This is a genomic window from Streptococcus pseudopneumoniae IS7493 (assembly GCF_000221985.1).
GTDB lineage: Bacteria > Bacillota > Bacilli > Lactobacillales > Streptococcaceae > Streptococcus > Streptococcus pseudopneumoniae.
Map to the genome: position 1 here is coordinate 145,813 of NC_015875.1, position 18,557 is coordinate 164,369.

Annotated in this window: 19 protein-coding genes and 2 pseudogenes; 11 read left to right on the plus strand and 10 right to left on the minus strand. The window is 37.2% G+C overall.

The annotated features are described in order from the left end of the window. The first annotated feature begins 119 nt into the window (after window positions 1–119). From relB to SPPN_RS13685, 3 genes and pseudogenes are all read left to right on the plus strand, one after another. Complete coding sequence (gene relB / locus SPPN_RS00875; RefSeq protein ID WP_001101479.1) at window positions 120–407, plus strand: type II toxin-antitoxin system RelB/ParD family antitoxin; 288 nt, start codon at window positions 120–122, stop codon at window positions 405–407. Then, window positions 397–744, plus strand: a complete 348-nt coding sequence (locus tag SPPN_RS00880) for a type II toxin-antitoxin system RelE/ParE family toxin (protein ID WP_000671103.1) — start codon at window positions 397–399, stop codon at window positions 742–744. Before relB ends, SPPN_RS00880 begins: the two co-directional genes overlap by 11 nt. An 88-nt stretch (window positions 745–832) precedes the next feature. Beyond that, window positions 833–1,047 (plus strand): annotated as a pseudogene (locus SPPN_RS13685) (IS3 family transposase); the annotation flags it as partial. Between the two features lie 121 nt (window positions 1,048–1,168). Here SPPN_RS13685 and SPPN_RS00885 read toward each other — a convergent pair. Continuing rightward, window positions 1,169–2,023, minus strand: coding sequence for a helix-turn-helix domain-containing protein (locus SPPN_RS00885; protein ID WP_000427006.1), 855 nt, complete (start codon window positions 2,021–2,023; stop codon window positions 1,169–1,171). Window positions 2,024–2,115: 92 nt separating this feature from the next. On the opposite strand from SPPN_RS00885, the gene SPPN_RS00890 reads away from it, so the two are divergent. The 5 genes from SPPN_RS00890 to SPPN_RS00910 all read left to right on the plus strand — a co-directional run bounded on the left by SPPN_RS00890 (window position 2,116) and on the right by SPPN_RS00910 (window position 8,489). Then, window positions 2,116–3,354: a caspase family protein gene (locus tag SPPN_RS00890; RefSeq protein WP_000722388.1), complete on the plus strand. Its 1,239-nt coding sequence runs from the start codon at window positions 2,116–2,118 to the stop codon at window positions 3,352–3,354. Between the two features lie 12 nt (window positions 3,355–3,366). Continuing rightward, window positions 3,367–4,449, plus strand: coding sequence for an N-acetylmuramoyl-L-alanine amidase family protein (locus SPPN_RS00895; RefSeq protein WP_000868697.1), 1,083 nt, complete (start codon window positions 3,367–3,369; stop codon window positions 4,447–4,449). A 596-nt stretch (window positions 4,450–5,045) separates the two neighbouring features. After that, window positions 5,046–5,975: an ABC transporter permease gene (locus SPPN_RS00900; protein WP_007284784.1), complete on the plus strand. Its 930-nt coding sequence runs from the start codon at window positions 5,046–5,048 to the stop codon at window positions 5,973–5,975. A gap of 12 nt (window positions 5,976–5,987) precedes the next feature. After that, window positions 5,988–6,911 carry a carbohydrate ABC transporter permease gene (locus tag SPPN_RS00905; protein WP_000818348.1) on the plus strand — a complete coding sequence of 308 codons (924 nt, stop codon included), beginning with the start codon at window positions 5,988–5,990 and terminating at the stop codon, window positions 6,909–6,911. A 102-nt stretch (window positions 6,912–7,013) separates the two neighbouring features. Continuing rightward, complete coding sequence (locus tag SPPN_RS00910; RefSeq protein ID WP_000800410.1) at window positions 7,014–8,489, plus strand: ABC transporter substrate-binding protein; 1,476 nt, start codon at window positions 7,014–7,016, stop codon at window positions 8,487–8,489. A gap of 191 nt (window positions 8,490–8,680) precedes the next feature. On the opposite strand, the gene SPPN_RS00915 is transcribed toward SPPN_RS00910, so the two are convergent. From SPPN_RS00915 to SPPN_RS13690, 5 genes are all read right to left on the minus strand, one after another. Continuing rightward, complete coding sequence (locus tag SPPN_RS00915; RefSeq protein ID WP_000130637.1) at window positions 8,681–9,295, minus strand: ATP-binding cassette domain-containing protein; 615 nt, start codon at window positions 9,293–9,295, stop codon at window positions 8,681–8,683. 2 nt (window positions 9,296–9,297) lie between these two features. Then, window positions 9,298–10,125: a hypothetical protein gene (locus tag SPPN_RS00920; protein WP_000402862.1), complete on the minus strand. Its 828-nt coding sequence runs from the start codon at window positions 10,123–10,125 to the stop codon at window positions 9,298–9,300. A gap of 4 nt (window positions 10,126–10,129) precedes the next feature. Beyond that, the gene (locus SPPN_RS00925) at window positions 10,130–10,951 is read right to left on the minus strand and encodes a hypothetical protein (RefSeq protein ID WP_000698614.1); all 822 of its coding nucleotides are present in this window, start codon (window positions 10,949–10,951) and stop codon (window positions 10,130–10,132) included. Continuing rightward, window positions 10,952–12,028, minus strand: coding sequence for a hypothetical protein (locus SPPN_RS00930; protein WP_000760378.1), 1,077 nt, complete (start codon window positions 12,026–12,028; stop codon window positions 10,952–10,954). A gap of 147 nt (window positions 12,029–12,175) precedes the next feature. Then, window positions 12,176–12,313 (minus strand): hypothetical protein, encoded by a 138-nt coding sequence (locus tag SPPN_RS13690; protein ID WP_014017178.1) that lies wholly within the window; start codon window positions 12,311–12,313, stop codon window positions 12,176–12,178. Between the two features lie 545 nt (window positions 12,314–12,858). On the opposite strand from SPPN_RS13690, the pseudogene SPPN_RS13545 reads away from it, so the two are divergent. From SPPN_RS13545 to SPPN_RS00945, 3 genes and pseudogenes are all read left to right on the plus strand, one after another. Then, a pseudogene (locus tag SPPN_RS13545) lies at window positions 12,859–12,975 on the plus strand (DUF3502 domain-containing protein); the annotation flags it as partial. 424 nt (window positions 12,976–13,399) lie between these two features. Then, window positions 13,400–14,386, plus strand: coding sequence for an oxygen-dependent tRNA uridine(34) hydroxylase TrhO (gene trhO, locus SPPN_RS00940; protein ID WP_001030028.1), 987 nt, complete (start codon window positions 13,400–13,402; stop codon window positions 14,384–14,386). Window positions 14,387–14,507: 121 nt separating this feature from the next. Continuing rightward, complete coding sequence (locus tag SPPN_RS00945) at window positions 14,508–15,368, plus strand: DUF4299 family protein (protein ID WP_001140366.1); 861 nt, start codon at window positions 14,508–14,510, stop codon at window positions 15,366–15,368. A gap of 222 nt (window positions 15,369–15,590) precedes the next feature. Here the strand turns inward: SPPN_RS00945 and SPPN_RS00950 are convergent, their stop codons facing one another. From SPPN_RS00950 to SPPN_RS00965, 4 genes are read right to left on the minus strand one after another with little or no spacing between them, the layout of a single operon-like run. Continuing rightward, on the minus strand, window positions 15,591–16,655 hold the full coding sequence (locus SPPN_RS00950) for a DUF6574 domain-containing protein (RefSeq protein WP_000808433.1): 1,065 nt from the start codon (window positions 16,653–16,655) through the stop codon (window positions 15,591–15,593). A gap of 60 nt (window positions 16,656–16,715) precedes the next feature. Beyond that, window positions 16,716–17,627 carry a DUF4097 domain-containing protein gene (locus tag SPPN_RS00955; RefSeq protein ID WP_001229062.1) on the minus strand — a complete coding sequence of 304 codons (912 nt, stop codon included), beginning with the start codon at window positions 17,625–17,627 and terminating at the stop codon, window positions 16,716–16,718. Further along, window positions 17,620–18,213 carry a DUF1700 domain-containing protein gene (locus tag SPPN_RS00960; protein WP_000198676.1) on the minus strand — a complete coding sequence of 198 codons (594 nt, stop codon included), beginning with the start codon at window positions 18,211–18,213 and terminating at the stop codon, window positions 17,620–17,622. Before SPPN_RS00960 ends, SPPN_RS00955 begins: the two co-directional genes overlap by 8 nt. Next, window positions 18,200–18,526: a PadR family transcriptional regulator gene (locus SPPN_RS00965; protein ID WP_000273854.1), complete on the minus strand. Its 327-nt coding sequence runs from the start codon at window positions 18,524–18,526 to the stop codon at window positions 18,200–18,202. Before SPPN_RS00965 ends, SPPN_RS00960 begins: the two co-directional genes overlap by 14 nt. Window positions 18,527–18,557: the final 31 nt, after the last annotated feature.

Genomic DNA, 18,557 nt, shown 5'->3' on the forward strand with positions numbered 1-18,557 from the left:
ACTTTGGGGCGTTTTCCCCTAGTGCTTTTTGATTTCTCTTAGTATCCAGCTATAATCGTCTATACGTAACTAGACCTGTATAGTTCAAAGTGATATAATAGTCTAAAGGAGGTGCTACCATGAATGTTTTAGAAAAAAACACACAGGTAAATTTTAAGACTAACAGAGACTTGTTAGAGAAAGCTAAAGCTATTATCACAGCGCAAAATCTTGATATGACAGCCAGTTTTAACTTGTTTTTAGAACATATTGTAGAAAATAAAGCCTTGCCATTTGAAACTCAAGTAGATAAAGAAAGAGAAGAACTTCTATCAGGGTTGCGTGCTGAAATTGTTCGTAGCTTTGAGGATTTAGAACATGGAAGAACTTACAGTCTTGATGAAGTGAGGGCTAACCTTGAAATTTAACGAGAAGGCATATAGCATCATTATCTCCGAAACGGTACAAGAACAGCTAAGAGGTATTAAAGATTATATCTCAGCTAACTACTTTTCAGAACAGGCAGGAGCAAACACAGTTAAGAATGTTCTTTATGGATTGGAGCGTCTTGAAGTCTTCCCAGAAGCAGGATTTGATGCTGACGAAAGAGTAGGAGGGATTATATACCCACCCCACAAAACTCGATGCATCATTTTAGGAGATTACCTAGCATTCTATCATATTTTAGAGGACAGAAAAGCTGTCTTTGTATCAGATATTATTCATAGCAAACAGGACTACATCCGCTTGTTCAAGAAAAAATAGCGCCTATATATGAACTGCACCCCAAAAGTTAGATTTTTTCTGTCTAACTTTTGGGGTGCAGTTCAATTGGAATGTCCTTATTTTTATTATGGGATTGACAAATGAGGTTAAGGTTCAGATCTATGAACTTAGAAAGCAAGTACAAATCTTTAATCAGCTTTCAAAAAGATTTTGTGTAGATGTTTCGGGCTAAGGTATGTGACAAGATGAATTGATCGTTATGGAATAGAGAGTGTTAAAAATGGGAAGAATCGTTACTATTCCCCTGAATTAAAACAAGAAATAATCAATAAAAGCCTATATAATAACAAATGTATTAAAACTAAGAAAGACTTAGCTCAGTGTAATACAGAACCAAATCTTATAGATAAATTATTTGTCTAATTTTTTAGGAATTATATCTCTAAACAATATCATTTAACAATTAAATTGTTAGATCTAGCTTAAATTTCTGGTTTAATTCATTTATTGTATCACTATCATTATATTCCTTAAATATTCTCATAGCTTTAGAACATTCTTTTTTACCTAACTCTATTTGATTAGTTTTTATAAGATAAATACCTTTTAGGAAGAGTAAATAATTCTTTTCAAAATAATATCCTTGTCTGGTCAGTAAATTTTCTAAATCATCTATAAAAAATTGAGCGTTATTTAACAAATTATTTTTTAATAATAATTCTAAATTAAATAAATATAAAGGAATTACTCTATGTGTTCCCATATTTGTTTTTAAAAAATGTCGTGTTTTCTTGATTACCGCTCTATATAATAAGCTTATGGTTTTAGTGTTCATAAAAAACACCGAATTATAAAAAATTTTCAGTTCATACTCCATCCAAGTATCTACCGAAAGCAAATACTTTATTATCTCATTGCATTTAGATGTATTATAAGGAAGATTTACAAGGCGATTAATCTGTTGTTCAGCAATCAATTTTATGTGAAAATTGCATAAACTTCTTTCCTGCTTTTGTTTTAGCTCTATTTTCTTTATTAGTTCTTGTAACAAAATGATATCTGAAGAGTTTACAGCATGTTCTAATTCTTCAAAAAAGCATTCTTTTTTGGAATAATAGCAATGAACTAATTCTTCAAATTCCGAAAATGATATCCCCAGGCGATTTAACAATATGTAAAAATGATCAATAGATAATTTTGTAATCCCATTTTCGAAACGAGAAATAGTTGACTCACTAATCTTATCACAAGCCAAATCTTTAAGACGAAAATTTTTTGAAATACGGATATCCTTTAAAACTGCTCCAAAATTTTCCATAGTATTCCTCTTCCATTTCTGCAAAAAATAAAACCTGTTTTTTTATTTGTGATATGATTATACAAAAATAAAACAGAAAGGACAATATGATTATGAAAAAAATTTTATTGTCATCAGTTGCTTTACTGAGCCTAGTGGCAACACTACCAGTAAATAGTCCAGTTTCTGCTCAAGAATCTATCTCTCCCAAGTCTTATAGTCACTCTAATGGCAGTTGGATTCAATCGAATAGCCGTTGGTGGTATAAACACTCTGACGGTTCTTACACTAAAAACGGGTGGGAAAAGATCAATGAAATCTGGTACTATTTTGATAGTGAAGGTTGGATGAAAACAGGTTGGTTTAATGAATATGGAAATTGGTATTATCTAGATACTAGTGGTGCTATGAAAACAGGATGGTGTTTGATTTCTGGTAGTTGGTACTATTTAAATACTAGCGGTGTCATGCAAACTGGCCTACAGACTATCGAAGGAAAACAATATTATTTGGCTGCCAGCGGTGCTATGCAGACAGGTTGGCACAATATTGGAGATGATACTTATTTCTTTGCTAGTAGTGGAGCAAGACAAACGATTAATCGCCGTGCTTTAGTTCTTGGTGAAACATCAACGAGAGCAGTACCTATCGAAGACGTTAATGCTATGGAAAAGGTTTTTGGTAACCAAAACTTTAGTAAAGTTGTTCGTTTCCCAGATAAAACTAAGTCCGAGATTATTGCAAAAACGCAAGAGCTTTTCAAATCTTCTATCGAAAGCGATGTGAACTATCTTTACCTTACTTGTCATGGAGGAAGAGACGGAAGAATCTATCTTGGTAGCGATGGTCAGACATTTTCAGGCTGGGAATTGGCATCTATACTGAAACAATATAAAGGTAAGTTTGTGGTTATGCTGGATTGTTGCTATTCAGGAACAATTATAGATGTAGGTAAGTCAGACAAAAAGGTTGCCTCCAAGTCTGAAGAAAAATTTGATGAACAAGCATTTTTGGCAGGATTTTCAACAGGAGATGTAGCAAGCAAGAATGGTGAAATGCTTGATTCTAAATTCCTCGTACTATGTGCCTCTTGGAAAGGCGAAGAATCGTATAGTGTAGTCGGAGTAGGTAGTCTTGCCACCAGATACTGGGCAATGGGTACAGGTTGGGATTCACTTCAAAATAGAATGATTTCGCCTATGGCAGACACCAATACTAACGGAAAAATTACTTTAGAGGAACTGTATCAATACTCTTATCCTCTAGTCCTTGAAGCTGCATCACAAATTCACGAAGAGCAACATGTATCAGTTTATCCTAAAAACAGTCAATTTGTTTTATTCCAAAAATAAGGAGTTAAGAAAATGAAAGTATCAAAAAAAATCACACTATTTGGTTTATCTCTAGCAGGTCTAGCTTTATTAGCTTTCCCTCATTCAGGTCAAGCCTTTGAGTTGGAAGAAGAATGGGTTATTAAGGGTGGGGTTAAGTATCAAGATGGCAAAATTCTTCGATTTAACAATGGCCATGAAGTGGATATCAAAGTCTTGGATTTGCCAAAAACTGAGAAAATCGAGTGGACGGTTAGTCTCAATGGTCAAGATCAGACTATCAATTTCCTAGGTCAAGAAAAGGACAAATCTATGGTCGGTACAGAGGGGCGTTACCTGAATTTCTATGTACCTTATGGCTATAGAGGAGATATCAAGGTAGAAGCCAAGAGCGGAAATGAAGTAAAGACCTGGTCCACTAAAGTAGTAGATGATGTATATAATGATGGCGGAAAGAGTGGTTACTTCCGTATTGACGAATCAAATGATCAACACACCTACCTTGATGCAAAATGGGACTATCAAACTAAGACCTACACTGCTACCTTACCAGAGACTCTCAATGGTCAAAAAGTGTTTGCTTGGGAAGACGACTATGTAGAATTGAAACTTCAAAAACCAGGAGTTATCAGTCATTCCTACAGAGGGGGAGGAGCCTTCAAAATACTTTATCCGATTCTAAAAGCAGAAAGCTGGCTAAAAAAGAATTACAGTGAAAAGTGGTACTATCAAAAACAAGGTCAATTAGTTAAAAATGCTTGGGTTAAGGACAAGGGAACTTGGTACTTTATGAATGATAAAGGAGTCATGTTCAATCAAACTTGGCTCTATCAGGGTGGCAACTGGTATGCCTTTAAATCATCAGGAGCTATGATTGCTAGCAATTGGCTATATGATAATAACTCTTGGTATTACCTAAAGGACTCAGGTTCTATGGCGACAGGTTGGATCAAAGATAGTGGATCTTGGTATTATCTAAACAACTCAGGTTCTATGGTAACAGGATGGGTAAAAGATAGTGGATCTTGGTACTACCTTGCTTCAACTGGTAAGATGCTTCACAACACCTATACACCTGATGGTTACTATGTAGATGCCAGTGGCGCTTGGAAATAAATTTTAAACAGAGAAAATCTACTGAGAAGGTAGGTTTTCTTTTTTAGTCAGTGAATAATATATAGTAGATTGAAACTAGAATAGTACATCTGGACTTCTAAAACATTACTAGAAATTGATTTGATTGTCCTGATTGATTTGTCCTATTTTTATTTCATTTTACTATAGAATAAAGTAGATCAGAAATTTAGCAGGGTTATTCTCTTTTACTAACAATCTGCTTACAAAAATTAAACAAGAGTATTTTAAAAATTAGACCCATTGTGAACTTTAGTAGTAAACAAAAATCTGGGAAAAAAGACGGTTACTTTTCTTCTGAAAATACTAGCTAGCATCAGTTGTCCTAAAATTTAGTGTCAGTGCGTCATAACAAGGTATCTATCATTAGGCTAATAGAGATAAAATAAACAATTGATTTAGAACATTTGTTTGATAGTGGTGATAAAGTTTTAAATCTGCTACATAATTTGTGGAGTTTTTTCTATAATTAGGAGTTTAACCTAATCTGCAAATTGGAGTATACTAATAATGTAATCGTTATCAAAAGTCTAAAAAGGAATTTTTAGATGGATATCAAAATAAAAAGGGAGGAAATTATGAATAAGTTTTCAAAAACCTTGAGAGACAACTGGATCTTTCTCTTGATGGTTTTGCCAGGGGCACTCTGGTTGATTCTATTCTTCTACATTCCAGTATTTGGGAACGTGGTTGCCTTCAAAGACTACCACATGACCAGTAATGGTTTCATAGATAGTATCATAAATAGTAAATGGGTCGGACTCGATAATTTCAGATTCTTATTTAGTTCAAGAGACGCCTTTATTATCACACGAAATACGGTCCTCTACAATCTTGGCTTTATCTTTCTAGGTTTGGTTGTATCTGTAGGGATTGCCATTATCCTCAGTGAACTCCGTTCCAAGAGAATGGTGAAGATTTTCCAAACTTCTATGTTGTTCCCTTACTTCTTGTCTTGGGTTATCATCAGTTTCTTTACAGATGCCTTCCTAAATATTGATAAAGGGGTGTTCAATCATTTATTGGAAAGTCTTGGTCTAAAAGAAGTCAACTTCTACGCTGATTTGGGAATTTGGCCTTATCTCCTACTTTTCCTAGGTATTTGGAAAGGTTTTGGATATAGCAGTGTCATGTACTATGCGACAATCATGGGAATTGATCCAACCTACTATGAAGCAGCGACAGTAGACGGAGCCAGCAAATGGCAGCGCATTCGCAATGTCACCATTCCGCAGTTGACACCGCTGGTAACTGTATTGACCATCCTTGCAGTCGGAAATATCTTCCGTGCAGACTTCGGTCTCTTCTACCAAATCCCTCACAATGCTGGTCAGCTTTATAACGTAACCAACGTCTTGGACGTATATGTTTATAATGGTTTGACCCAGACAGCGGATATTGGGATGGCTTCAGCAGCAGGTCTCTACCAATCAGTAGTCGGCTTGATTCTGGTGGTTCTATCAAACTTACTTGCAAGACGAGTTGATCCAAACTCAGCTTTGTTCTAAAAGGAGGAGAATATGGCAGAAAAGAAAATTAAAAAAGAAAAAATTGATAATGTCGGCATTCACTCCTTCAGTAAGAAAGCAGATATCTTCTTCAGTATCATTTCGGGTTTGATTGCCCTCTCTTGTATCCTACCCTTCGTATTCGTTATCATTATTTCAGTGACGGACGAGAAAAGCCTCCTCCAATACGGCTACAGCTTCTTCCCATCCCAATTTGGATTAGACGGTTTTGAGTTCTTGGCACAGTTTAAGGATAAAATCCTACAAGCCCTCTTCATTTCTGTCTTTGTAACCGTAGTTGGGACATTTACAAATGTCTTTATCACAACAACCTATGCCTACGCTATTTCACGGACAACCTTTAAGTATCGCAGATTCTTTACCATCTTCGTTCTGCTCAGTATGTTGTTCAACGCTGGTTTGGTACCAGGTTATATCATGGTGACTCGTGTCCTTCAGCTTGGTGATACTGTTTGGGCCTTGATTGTTCCAATGCTTCTCTCACCCTTTAACATCATCTTGATGCGTTCCTTCTTCAAGAAGACCATTCCAGAAGCCATTCTAGAATCAGCTCGTATCGATGGTGCCAGTGAGGCTCGGATTTTCTTCCAAATCTGTTTGCCATTGTCACTACCAGGTATCGCAACCATCACGCTTTTGACAGCACTTGGTTTCTGGAATGACTGGTTCAACGCCCTTCTTTACATCAAGAGTGACAACTTGTATCCATTGCAATATTTGCTTATGCAAATCCAACAAAATATGGACTACATTGCCAAAGCGGTCGGCTTGACTGGTCAACTGGGAGTTGCTCTACCGAAAGAAACAGGTCGTATGGCCATGGTTGTGGTTGCAACCCTTCCAATCGCGATTTTGTATCCATTCTTCCAACGCTACTTTGTAAAAGGTTTGACTATCGGTGGTGTGAAAGAATAGTGCTTATTGAGAAAGAACATTTCTCAGTTCCCAACTTCCCTTGCGTGAAGTTAAGATCATTACATTGTTTATAAGTTTAAAAATAAAAAAGGAGTTTTTATCATGAAAAACTGGAAAAAATATGCTTTTGCATCTGCTAGTGTAGTCGCTTTGGCTGCAGGTCTTGCTGCTTGTGGAAATTTGACAGGTAACAGCAAAAAAGCTGCTGATTCAGGTGACAAACCTGTTATCAAAATGTACCAAATCGGTGACAAACCAGACAACTTGGATGAATTGTTAGCAAATGCCAACAAAATCATCGAAGAAAAAGTTGGTGCCAAATTAGATATCCAATACCTTGGCTGGGGTGACTATGGTAAGAAAATGTCAGTTATCACATCATCTGGTGAAAACTATGATATTGCCTTTGCAGATAACTACATTGTAAATGCTCAAAAAGGTGCTTACGCTGACTTGACAGAATTGTACAAAAAAGAAGGTAAAGACCTTTACAAAGCACTTGACCCAGCCTACATCAAAGGTAATACTGTAAACGGTAAAATTTACGCTGTTCCAGTTGCAGCCAACGTTGCATCATCTCAAAACTTTGCCTTCAACGGAACTCTCCTTGCCAAATATGGTATCGATATTTCAGGTGTTACTTCTTACGAAACTCTTGAGCCAGTCTTGAAACAAATCAAAGAAAAAGCTCCAGACGTAGTACCATTTGCCATTGGTAAAGTTTTCATCCCATCTGATAACTTTGACTACCCAGTAGCAAACGGGCTTCCATTCGTTATTGACCTTGAAGGCGATACTACTAAAGTTGTAAACCGTTACGAAGTGCCTCGTTTCAAAGAACACTTGAAGACTCTTCACAAATTCTATGAAGCTGGCTACATTCCAAAAGATGTCGCAACAAGCGATACTTCATTTGATCTTCAACAAGATACTTGGTTCGTTCGTGAAGAAACAGTAGGACCAGCTGACTACGGTAACAGCTTGCTTTCACGTGTTGCCAACAAAGATATCCAAATCAAACCAATTACTAACTTCATCAAGAAAAACCAAACAACACAAGTTGCTAACTTTGTCATCTCAAACAACTCTAAGAACAAAGAAAAATCAATGGAAGTGTTGAACCTCTTGAATACGAACCCAGAACTCTTGAACGGTCTTGTTTACGGTCCAGAAGGCAAGAACTGGGAAAAAATTGAAGGTAAAGAAAACCGTGTTCGCGTTCTTGATGGCTACAAAGGAAACACTCACATGGGTGGATGGAACACTGGTAACAACTGGATCCTTTACATCAACGAAAACGTTACAGACCAACAAATCGAAAATTCTAAGAAAGAATTGGCAGAAGCTAAAGAATCTCCAGCGCTTGGATTTATCTTTAATACTGACAATGTGAAATCTGAAATCTCAGCTATTGCTAACACAATGCAACAATTTGATACAGCTATCAACACTGGTACTGTAGCCCCAGATAAAGCTATTCCAGAATTGATGGAAAAATTGAAATCTGAAGGTGCCTACGAAAAAGTATTGAACGAAATGCAAAAACAATACGACGAATTTTTGAAAAACAAAAAATAATCAGCTAAATTGATTTCGTGTATTCATTCCTAACTCCTAAAATAAGAATCACTGCTTTCCTCAGGTTGGTCTGGGGAGGGCAGTGATTTTTTGAATGAAAAATAAACCAACTAATATAATTCAGGTATAGTTGGTCTTTTTGTATAAAATTGCTATTTTATGAGGAGTGTTGTCTCTATAATAAATCATTCTTATCCCAAGTATAGAACTTCATCACAGAGACATTCGATATCTTGCTCTATATGAGAAGCTAGAATAATAAGTTTCCCCTTTTCTTTTAGGTGGAGTAATTTTTCTCGAATTTTTTGAACAGATTGCTTATCAAGTCCGTTCATTGGTTCATCTAAGAGTAATATATCTGGATTTTCCATAAAAGCCTGTGCTAGAGCTAATTTTTGTTTCATTCCTAAAGAGTAGTGTTTTACTTTTTTAGAAGAACTAGGATCGAGTCCTACATCTATCATACTCTGAATGATTTCTTTCTCTCCTATTTTATTTTTGATTAGAGCTAGTTGATGTAAGTTATCAAAACCAGAATAACCTTCCAGAAATCCTGGAGTCTCAATAATAACACCTACACTTGGTAAGAAAGGAAAATCTATTCCAAGTATGTTTCCATCTAATTCGATTTTTCCTTCAGTTATACCTTCTAATCCCGCTAAACACTTGAGTAAAACTGTTTTTCCTGAACCGTTATATCCAACAATTCCGTATATATTTCCACTGGAAAATTCAAAGGAAAGGTCTTCAAAAATTACATTGTGTTTATAGTTTTTACGAATAGATTTTAAATGTAAGTCTGTCATATCTATTGTCTCCTTATTTTTTTCATAACAACTAGGATTATGGTGAGCAAAAGGTATAAAAGTAGGATACGAGTAATTATTTCTGGTAGGGATAGTAAGCCAGAATGGGCTTCGTATTTAATATAATGGAAGTCTAGCCAAGTTAAAGGAGATAAAAATTTAATCCAGAAACGTGAAGCTTCTGTAATAAATAATTCTACAATAACTAATCCACAGGCTAAGGTATTTCCTAAATTAGAATAATAACTATTGAAAACGAAAATCACTCCCCCAATCAATATGAACATAAGGAATAACAATAAGAATATTTGAAAAAAAGCGCCATAGGGAGAATAATATTGCAGTATAATTGAGCGTAGATGCGTCATGCTATCAACACCTTCCGGAAATGAAATGCGTCCTTGAGCTAGGGAGGGTAGGAGACGTCCCCAATGATTTGAAAGGTGTAGTGTAGGGAGAAAAGTGATTAAAATGCTGATGATTTGGTAAATCGAAGCGATTAAGCTCGCGATAAGCAGATAAATAAACTGGGAGAGCATCCACTTTTTCTGTCCGATTTTTAAGATTAACCAAAACTGGAAAGTATCTTTTAAAGGAAGATTGCTAAATAGTAGTATGACAGATAAAATAGAAATTGCAGTGAACCATTGACTCGTGAAGAGAACAGTTACAATGCTGACAGGATAAGTTTCTTTGAAGTGATTAGCTAAATTAGAAAAAGGTAGCATTAAAATCAAAGTATAGAGGTGAAAGAAAATTAAGATAGGCAACAATCGTTTAAAGGTGAATTGTTGTTTTAAGAGAATAGTTACTACACGTATAATCTCCATAAGATTACTCCTTATCATAAAAATGCCAATGTTTTTTAAGAGCTAGTCGAATGATCTCTATTGACAAAAGTGCCCATAGAGTTAAGAAAATATAAGGATAAAGCAACGAAAAAATATTTCGAAAGTTTTCGTCACCTACTTGAAAATATGCTAGCCCTTCTCGTAAATAATCATCTGTCGTTAAGACGATATGTGGTAGAGTAAAAAAAGGGAGAACTCTCTCTAAACCAAATGTTGTGAGGACAAACCAGGCTGTACTTGGAAGAAGATAGACCATTAACACATTAGGGTAAAAAACGGAAAGAACTCCACCTAATAGAGTAAAGAATGCAAAATAGAGTCCAATTAGACTAATGAGAAGGAAGTAGAAAAGGAATATAAATCCTTGATTTAACAACCACTGATTGCTAAAGGTAGATGAATAGTATGAATTAGTAAGGGGAAAATAAAAGGAGAGGAGAACTAAAAAACAGAATCCTAAGGTCAGTCCTACAAAATAAGAACGGAAAATTAACCGTTTGACGAAGGAAGAAGCGTATTGTCGCAGAGACATACGACTAAGTAAAAAAGGAAGTCTATTTTGATGGTAGTCTTGTGAAAAGTCTGTTACTACAGTTGAAGCTGCCGTTAAGATATATAATGACATTGCTAGATTTCTAGAGAAGGAGAGCATGAAATAATCAGGGACTGCAAATGAATTTCCTCCGTCTAGTTTTATTGTTAAATCTGTATAGGACATCATCAATGCAACTACTAAGGAAAAGAGTAATCCAATCCAAATCCTCCAATCTTTTAGCGTATATTTAAAGAGGGGGAGTATTTTCATCTAACTTACCTCTTTCCAGTTTGTGGGATCGATAACTATTTTATCTATACGATCTTTTTCTTTGATTTTAAAGATTAGGAAGGGACGATAGAGATTTCCTCCATAGAGTTCTTTTTCTTGAGTGGGAATAGGTATATACTCAATTGTAAATGACTCAATATAAATTGGACTGTCCAGAATCAAATTTTCGTATTTTTCTTTTAAGACGTCTAATCCTTTTTGGACAGAAAGAGTCGCCATTTTATCTATTTTTTGAGTCGGTAAGATAACACCAGATAAATCAATTCCTTGAATCCCTGCTTGGGTGATGATAAAGTTTAGGTCAGGACCATGAATAAAACTAATCTCTCCGGATGAACCTAGCTGAGTTTCGCCATCAATAACTCTTTTACTAGAAAGTTTTGGAAAAACAGTAACATAGCACATATCAGTCAGATTGTTTTTGTCTATCTTTGTTCCTTTTAATTCTTTGGCATTTCTTTCGTAGGTTGGGAGATACTCAAGGAGTGTTTCTTTTGAGATAGCGTAGATGAGATAATCATAATCGTCAAATCCTAATTGGAGGGTATTTAGAAATTGCTTAACTTTGTTAACACCATCTTCTTTTGAAAATGGAAGTTCTTCTTTAAAGTCGGTTAGATTTAGATTATTTTCAATAGCGTCTAATCGTAGGTTGTGGAAAACACTTGATAGATCTGATATTTGATCAGATGTTAAATGAATCCATGATCCAGTTTTATTGACGGTAATATCTGCTCTGGTCTTTCCTTTTTGGAGTCTGGTTAAAGGATTCTTATCGGCACTAATTTCACTAATTTCACTATCGCTTCCCATAAAATTTTGGATAGCTGTTACCAATGTTTCTTTGTCTCCTTTTTTTGAGTCCCAAAAAGGCAATTCTTCTTTATAGGAGGTATCTATCTGGTCTGATAGATAGATTTGCTCTGTTATCTCTTTATAACCTTCTTTTATGGGAAGATTTTCCTTATTTATCTCAGTTGTTTGCTTTTGGCTATATTGACAAGCTGTTAAAAAGATAAAGGGAAGAATAAGTAGAAATAATAGGTATTTTTTCATAGTAAAAAGCTCCTTTAAAAAAGGAGTAGAGACATGATACTTTTTAGATGATGCCTCTACTCTTAGAAGGGGGCGTTAGGCTAGTGAGCGCTCACATGATAAACTAGCGAATAACCCAATGTTTGTTACTTTTTGTTTTGAGACGAATTAAGGGTCAAAACGTCCTGTTATATTCGAATTGAGCCAACCATATTTAGAGGCGTTGAGATAATAATAGCGTCCAATTGTCCCATAACCGTCATTATAGTGAAGATTATAGCGACCATTTGAATCAGCTATTTTCATCTCAGTTGCAGGCTCATCCTCAGCAGCAGTCCAAGCGCGAATTCTGACCTTTTTTCCCCAACCAAGACCACCTGTGATATTTTAGTCCAGTATTAGCAACAGCAGGGGAGCCGTCTGTTTTTTCAGTTTTTCGGCTACTAACGGAATAGTCTTCGCGTGTAACATGAAGATCAAAATATACCATCCTAGCAGAAACAGTCTGACTAGCTAAGGGGAGTAAGCAAGCGACTCCCAGTCCTAATGCGATGCATTTTTTCAAATTTGTCATCACAATACCTCCTTTGTATTTCAGTGAAACCGATTTCATTTACATTGTACTACTTTTTTTTTATAATGTCAATCGCAAAATAAAGTATTTGTGATTTGTAATTCGAATGTGATAATGTCTTTATAAAATAAGTTATTAGATTTACATATCTCATAAAATATGGTTAAATTATTATATTGAATTTAGAATAGTACAGCATCTCTTCTAAAATATTGTTATAAATTGATTTGGATTCCAAAATTAAATTGCTCGATTCTTATTTCATTTTATTATATTTGACCCAGATAAAGCGATTCCAGAATTGATGGAAAAATTGAAATCTGAAGGTTCCTACGAAAAAGTATTGAACGAAATGCAAAAACAATACGATGAATTCTTGAAAAACAAAAAATAATCAGCTAAATTGATTTCGTGTATTCATTCCTAACTCCTAAAATAAGAATCACTGCTTTCCTCAGGCTTATCTGGGGGAGGCAGTGGTTTTTTGGGCACAAGGATATAGATATTCCTGTTTTCTCTTATCCTTATTTTAATACTCAATAAAAATCAAAGAGCAAACTAGGAAGCTAGCCGCAGGCTGCTCAAAACACAGTTTTGAGGTTGTGGATAGAACTGACAGAGTCAGTATCATATACCTACGGCAAGGTGAAGCTGACGTAGTTTGAAGAGATTTTCGAAGAGTATAACCATTCAGGAAATTTTGAGAATCCTCTACAATTTCCAGTCAAATAAATTGCATTCGTTTTCTCAAGCAGGTATACTAGTATGGATAAATAAAAAATTTAGAAAATTTAAGAATAGAAAAGAGAACAAATCTTATGGCAAAAGATATTCGTGTCTTACTTTACTACCTTTATACTCCAATTGAAAATGCAGAGCAATTTGCTGCAGATCACTTGGCTTTCTGTAAATCAATCGGCCTTAAAGGCCGTATCCTAGTCGCTGACGAGGGAATTAACGGAACAGTTTCAGGTGACTATGAAACAACTCAAAAATACATGGATTACGTTCACAGCCTCCCAGGCATGGAAGACCTTTGGTTCAAGATTGACGAAGAAAGTGAACAAGCCTTCAAGAAGATGTTTGTTCGCTACAAGAAAGAGATTGTCCACCTTGGTTTGGAAGACAACGACTTTGACAATGACATCAACCCACTTGAAACAACAGGTGCTTACTTGTCTCCAAAAGAGTTCAAAGAAGCGCTTCTTGATAAAGATACCGTTGTCCTTGACACACGTAACGATTATGAGTACGACCTAGGACATTTCCGTGGGGCTATTCGACCAGACATCCGCAACTTCCGTGAGTTACCACAATGGGTTCGTGATAACAAGGAAAAATTCATGGACAAGCGTGTCGTGGTTTACTGTACAGGTGGTGTTCGCTGTGAGAAATTCTCAGGCTGGATGGTCCGTGAAGGCTACAAAGATGTCGGCCAATTGCACGGAGGAATCGCAACTTACGGTAAAGACCCAGAAGTCCAAGGTGAGCTTTGGGATGGGAAAATGTACGTCTTTGACGAGCGTATCGCCGTAGATGTCAACCATGTCAACCCAACCATCGTAGGGAAAGACTGGTTTGATGGGACACCATGTGAACGTTATGTCAACTGTGGAAATCCTTTCTGTAACCGTCGCATCTTGACGTCAGAAGAAAATGAAGACAAGTATCTTCGTGGATGCTCACACGAGTGCCGTGTTCACCCACGTAACCGCTATGTTTCAGAACATGAATTGACACAAGCTGAAGTGATTGAGCGCCTAGCCGCTATCGGTGAAAGCTTGGATCAAGCAGCTACTGTATAAGATCAAACAGTCCTCAGGGGCTGTTTTTCTATGCTTTGTACTCAAAAATCTAAAGTTTGTTTCTGTATCTTTCAGGAAAACAAGGTATACTATATGTAAACGATTTCAAAGGAGTCCAGTTATGGCGAAAACATTTTTTATTCCAAATAAACAGAGCATTTTAGGAGAACAAGAGATTTTGACTGCCAAGTCCATCTTGGCCTTGCTAGATGGTTTGGAGTCACATAGCTATGATGCGGTTTATCTCCGTCAGCCTCTTAACCGTCTTGAGTATATCGAGTGTGCGATAGTGGGGCAATCGCAATTTCTTTTTAAGGTCAGTTATGCTGATGGTCAAAAGGCTTACCGTGTCGATCTTCCTGACCTACTAACAAAGACAGACTGGCAGATTATCAAGTCATTTTTAGATGCTCTGCTTGCTTATACAGGAACTGAGATTGAAGGACTAGATGGTTTTGATTTTGAAGCTTATTTCCAAGCAAGTATTCAAGCCTATCTAGCAGACACTGGAGCGCGCTTTACGATTTGCCAAGGAATTTTTAATCCTGTTTTCTTTAGTCATGAGGATTTGAAAAGCTTTTTAGGGGAAGATGGTTTGGCACAGTTTGAAGCGCGTGTGCGTGAAGTTCAAGAGACCGATGCCTACTTTGCGAGAGTTTCCTTCTATCAGGATGGAGAAGGGCAAGTGCATGGTGTTTACCATCTGGCTCAAGGCGTCAAGACCGTTTTGCCGAGAGAGCCATTTGTTCCTGCAGCCTATATTGAGCAATTGGTGGATAAGGAAGTCCAGTGGGAGATTGACTTGGTTCAAATCACAGGAGACGGCTCTAAACCAGAAGACTATGAAGCCATCGCCCGCTTGGACTATGCAAAATTCTTAGAGGTATTACCCCCATCTTTTTACCACCAACTAGACGCCAATCAATTAGAAGTGCAACCCATCTTAGACAAAGATTTTAAAACATTAGCACAAGAAGAGTAAAGCAGAAGCAGGTCAATCGACTTGCTTTTTGATATATAAAAAATCCTGCCATGAAAGACAGGATTGCTACTCAATGAAAATCAAAGAGCAAACTAGGAAGCTAGCCGCAGGCTGCTCAAAACACTGTTTTGAGGTTGTAGATAAGACTGACAAAGTCAGGAACATATATCTATGGTAAGGCGAAGCTGACGTGGTTGAAGAGATTTTCGAAGAGTATGAATTTTAAAGAAAGGCCAAGATACGGAGATAATCCCCAATCAGTGCCACTTCAGCTACAAAGAAGAGGAGGATAATGACTCCGTTCACAAGGACAGACAAGAATAACTGATAGAAAGAGTCGCTTTCACTTGCTTGACTTGGTCTTGTAATGATATGGAGACTGGCAAGCAGAATGATTCCAATGCTAATCACACACAAGAGGGCTGTAAATCGCAGGCTGTCAAAGAAGGCAAAGAAACTAGCAGTGGCAGTGAGGAAGATTGGAATTGCTAAGAGTTGACTATATTGTTGGAGACCCTTTTCTAGCGTCCAGTCCTTTTCTTGGTAGATAAATCGTCTCACGACGAAACTACCCAAGAGGAATGAAAAGAAGAAGAGCGTTGTCGCTACTAGGATAGAGACGATAGAAAAAAGAGTTAAAGGAGCTAGCTGCTCAGGGAAGCGACTGTTAATGCTTGCTATATGTCCATAGTAAGCATGTTTGATGTGATAGATACTAAAGAAAAAGGAAGATGCAGAAAACAGAATGAGCAAGAGAAAGGCTGTGTAGCTGTGTGTGCTACTTGTTTCAAGCTTGCTTGTAGGAGATTTGATCGCTTCCACTAGCCAAGACCAAAAATCAAGCGCTTGCTCTTTCCATTTATCCCTAGATTTTGGAACTTGGTCGGGGATATAGGGACTTTCTAAAGATTTACTGATAAGAAGTGGCTCTTTCGTGGTTGCTTTTTGCTGAGGAAGAGCTTCTTGGCTTTCTTCAGCCATAGTGACTTTTTCTGTTTCTTTAGGAAGGTCTGGCTCTTCTTCAGTAGAATCTAATGCTTTCTTTTCTTCTATTTCTGTTCTCGTTTCACCGTCTTCAGGCGTTTCAATTGTCTCTTCTTGCTGGCTTTCCAATTCGACTTCAGCTTGAGAGACTTCCTCCTCTAACTGAGTATTTTTTTCAATTGGTGTATCGAGATCGGCTATCCTTTCTTCAGCCTTGTCTGCAACCTCTTGAGCTTGCTCTTCAGGCTTGTTCTTGCTTGTTGTTTTTACAAAATCATTACTTTCAAACCATTCTTGTTTCATGGTAGAACCTCCTTTTAGTTAGATAAATAGTTTCCATAGTAGCAGATGTAAGCGTTTTTGTCAACGTCTGCTTGGGGTGGATATTAGTTCAATATCATCATCAGATCTCGCAATGAGTTGATCCTTGACATCGGTTTTTTCAGTTTTGTAAGGGTTGCTTAATTCCGTACCTCTTGATTCAGGCTCTTCTCTTGTGAATTGGAAGATAGAACCGTAGTTACTTGAGATGTCCCAGTTAATTCGTTGGCTTTCTTTTTGGTCTAGGATGATTCTGAGATAATCTTTGGCAGTCAGTTCAACCTTACCATGGACTTGGATATTTTCAGCGTGGAAGTGATTCTCTGTTGACTCTAGCTGACTATCTGTAAGGTCTGTATCAAAGATATTGACGATATTGGGAGTTGTGAGTTTACTGTTTTTGATACGACTTCCTTCAATTCGGAGGATATAGCCGTTTGTATTGAGGGTCGCATTTTCAAGGCTAGCATTTATGATGGTGGTTTGTCCGCGATTGGCTGAGATGTTGATCCCTTTTAGAGTTCTCCCTTTCGGTAGTCCGATGATGACATCATTAAAACGATTAGATGAACTACTTACAATATGGAGAATCCCATCAATTCCAGAAGAGATAAATGGACTTTCAGACAGTTTCTTATCAGTGAGACTCAGAGTTCTATCGTTCTGATTGGTGATAAGATCATGGTGAGCAGAAAGAGATGGATGGTAAGAAATGTGGATTTGATCATCGAAAGAGTCTGTGATGGTCAGCGCGTGTTGGTGGAGAGTGATTTCTAGGTTTTCGACTTCCTTGCCAAAGGTTAGTTCTTCCGTACGGCTATCATAGACAGGTTCTTTGGACATGGAAAGTAGGCTCTTAATCCCGTCAGATTGGATGCCTACAAAGAGCAGGATAAATCCGATAACGGTAGTCACCACACCAAAAATGAGAAATCCTTTTGTCAATTTACGCATGCTGGTCACCTCTCTTTCCTTTTTTGAGAACAAATTGCACCAAGCGAACAATGAGTAGACCGAAGAAGCGGGCTACATAGGAAATACCTAGTAAAACTAGCGAAGAAGCACCGATGGCTAGTAAACCAGAACCGAAAATCAAGATAAAGGCTGATTTGGCTTGGGCGAGAACAGTGAAACTTTCAACTAAAAATAGGAATCCGCCGATGATACCCAGTATGGAAACCGCAAAGAAAGCCAAGATGACAGTCAAGGCTGCCACAAAGATTGCGAACAGGGACACGAGGATGGCGATTCCCAGAGGAATACCAATAGGGGCTGCAAGGAGAGCTAACAAGGCGATATGCAAAATTTGTCGGTTATTCTTTTGAGCAGATGCCTCATTGATTTTTTTATCGAGAAGATTGGAGAGGACTTCGTGAGCTGCTTCCTTAGGAGTTCCTAAGCTAGCGATGAGTTCTTCCTCTCCTTCGACTCCAGCATCGTCAAAGAGCTCTCTGAAATAGTCCATGGCTTCAATTTGGTCAGCTTCAGGTAGTTTCTTGAGATAGAGTTCTAGCTGAGTCAGGTATTCAGTTCTTGTCATGGCGGATACTCCCTTCTATGATGCCATTGATGGTGTCTGTATAGAGTGCCCATTCATCTTTTAGGGTCAAGAGCTGTTCTATACCACCATTTGTCAAGGAGTAGTATTTGCGCATGCGACCTTGGAACTCTCTAGAATAGGTTGTCAGAAAGCTATTGCCTTCCAATTTTTTGAGAATGGGATAGAGTGTGGATTCTTTGATATTAGCGATCAGCTTAATGGTTTGGCTAATCTCATAACCATAAGAATCCCCTTTTTCCAGTACGGCCAAGATGAGAAATTCAATCAAGGCAGAGGATGTTGGAAAGTACATGGGAAACCTCCTTTTCTAATGTGTAGGATTT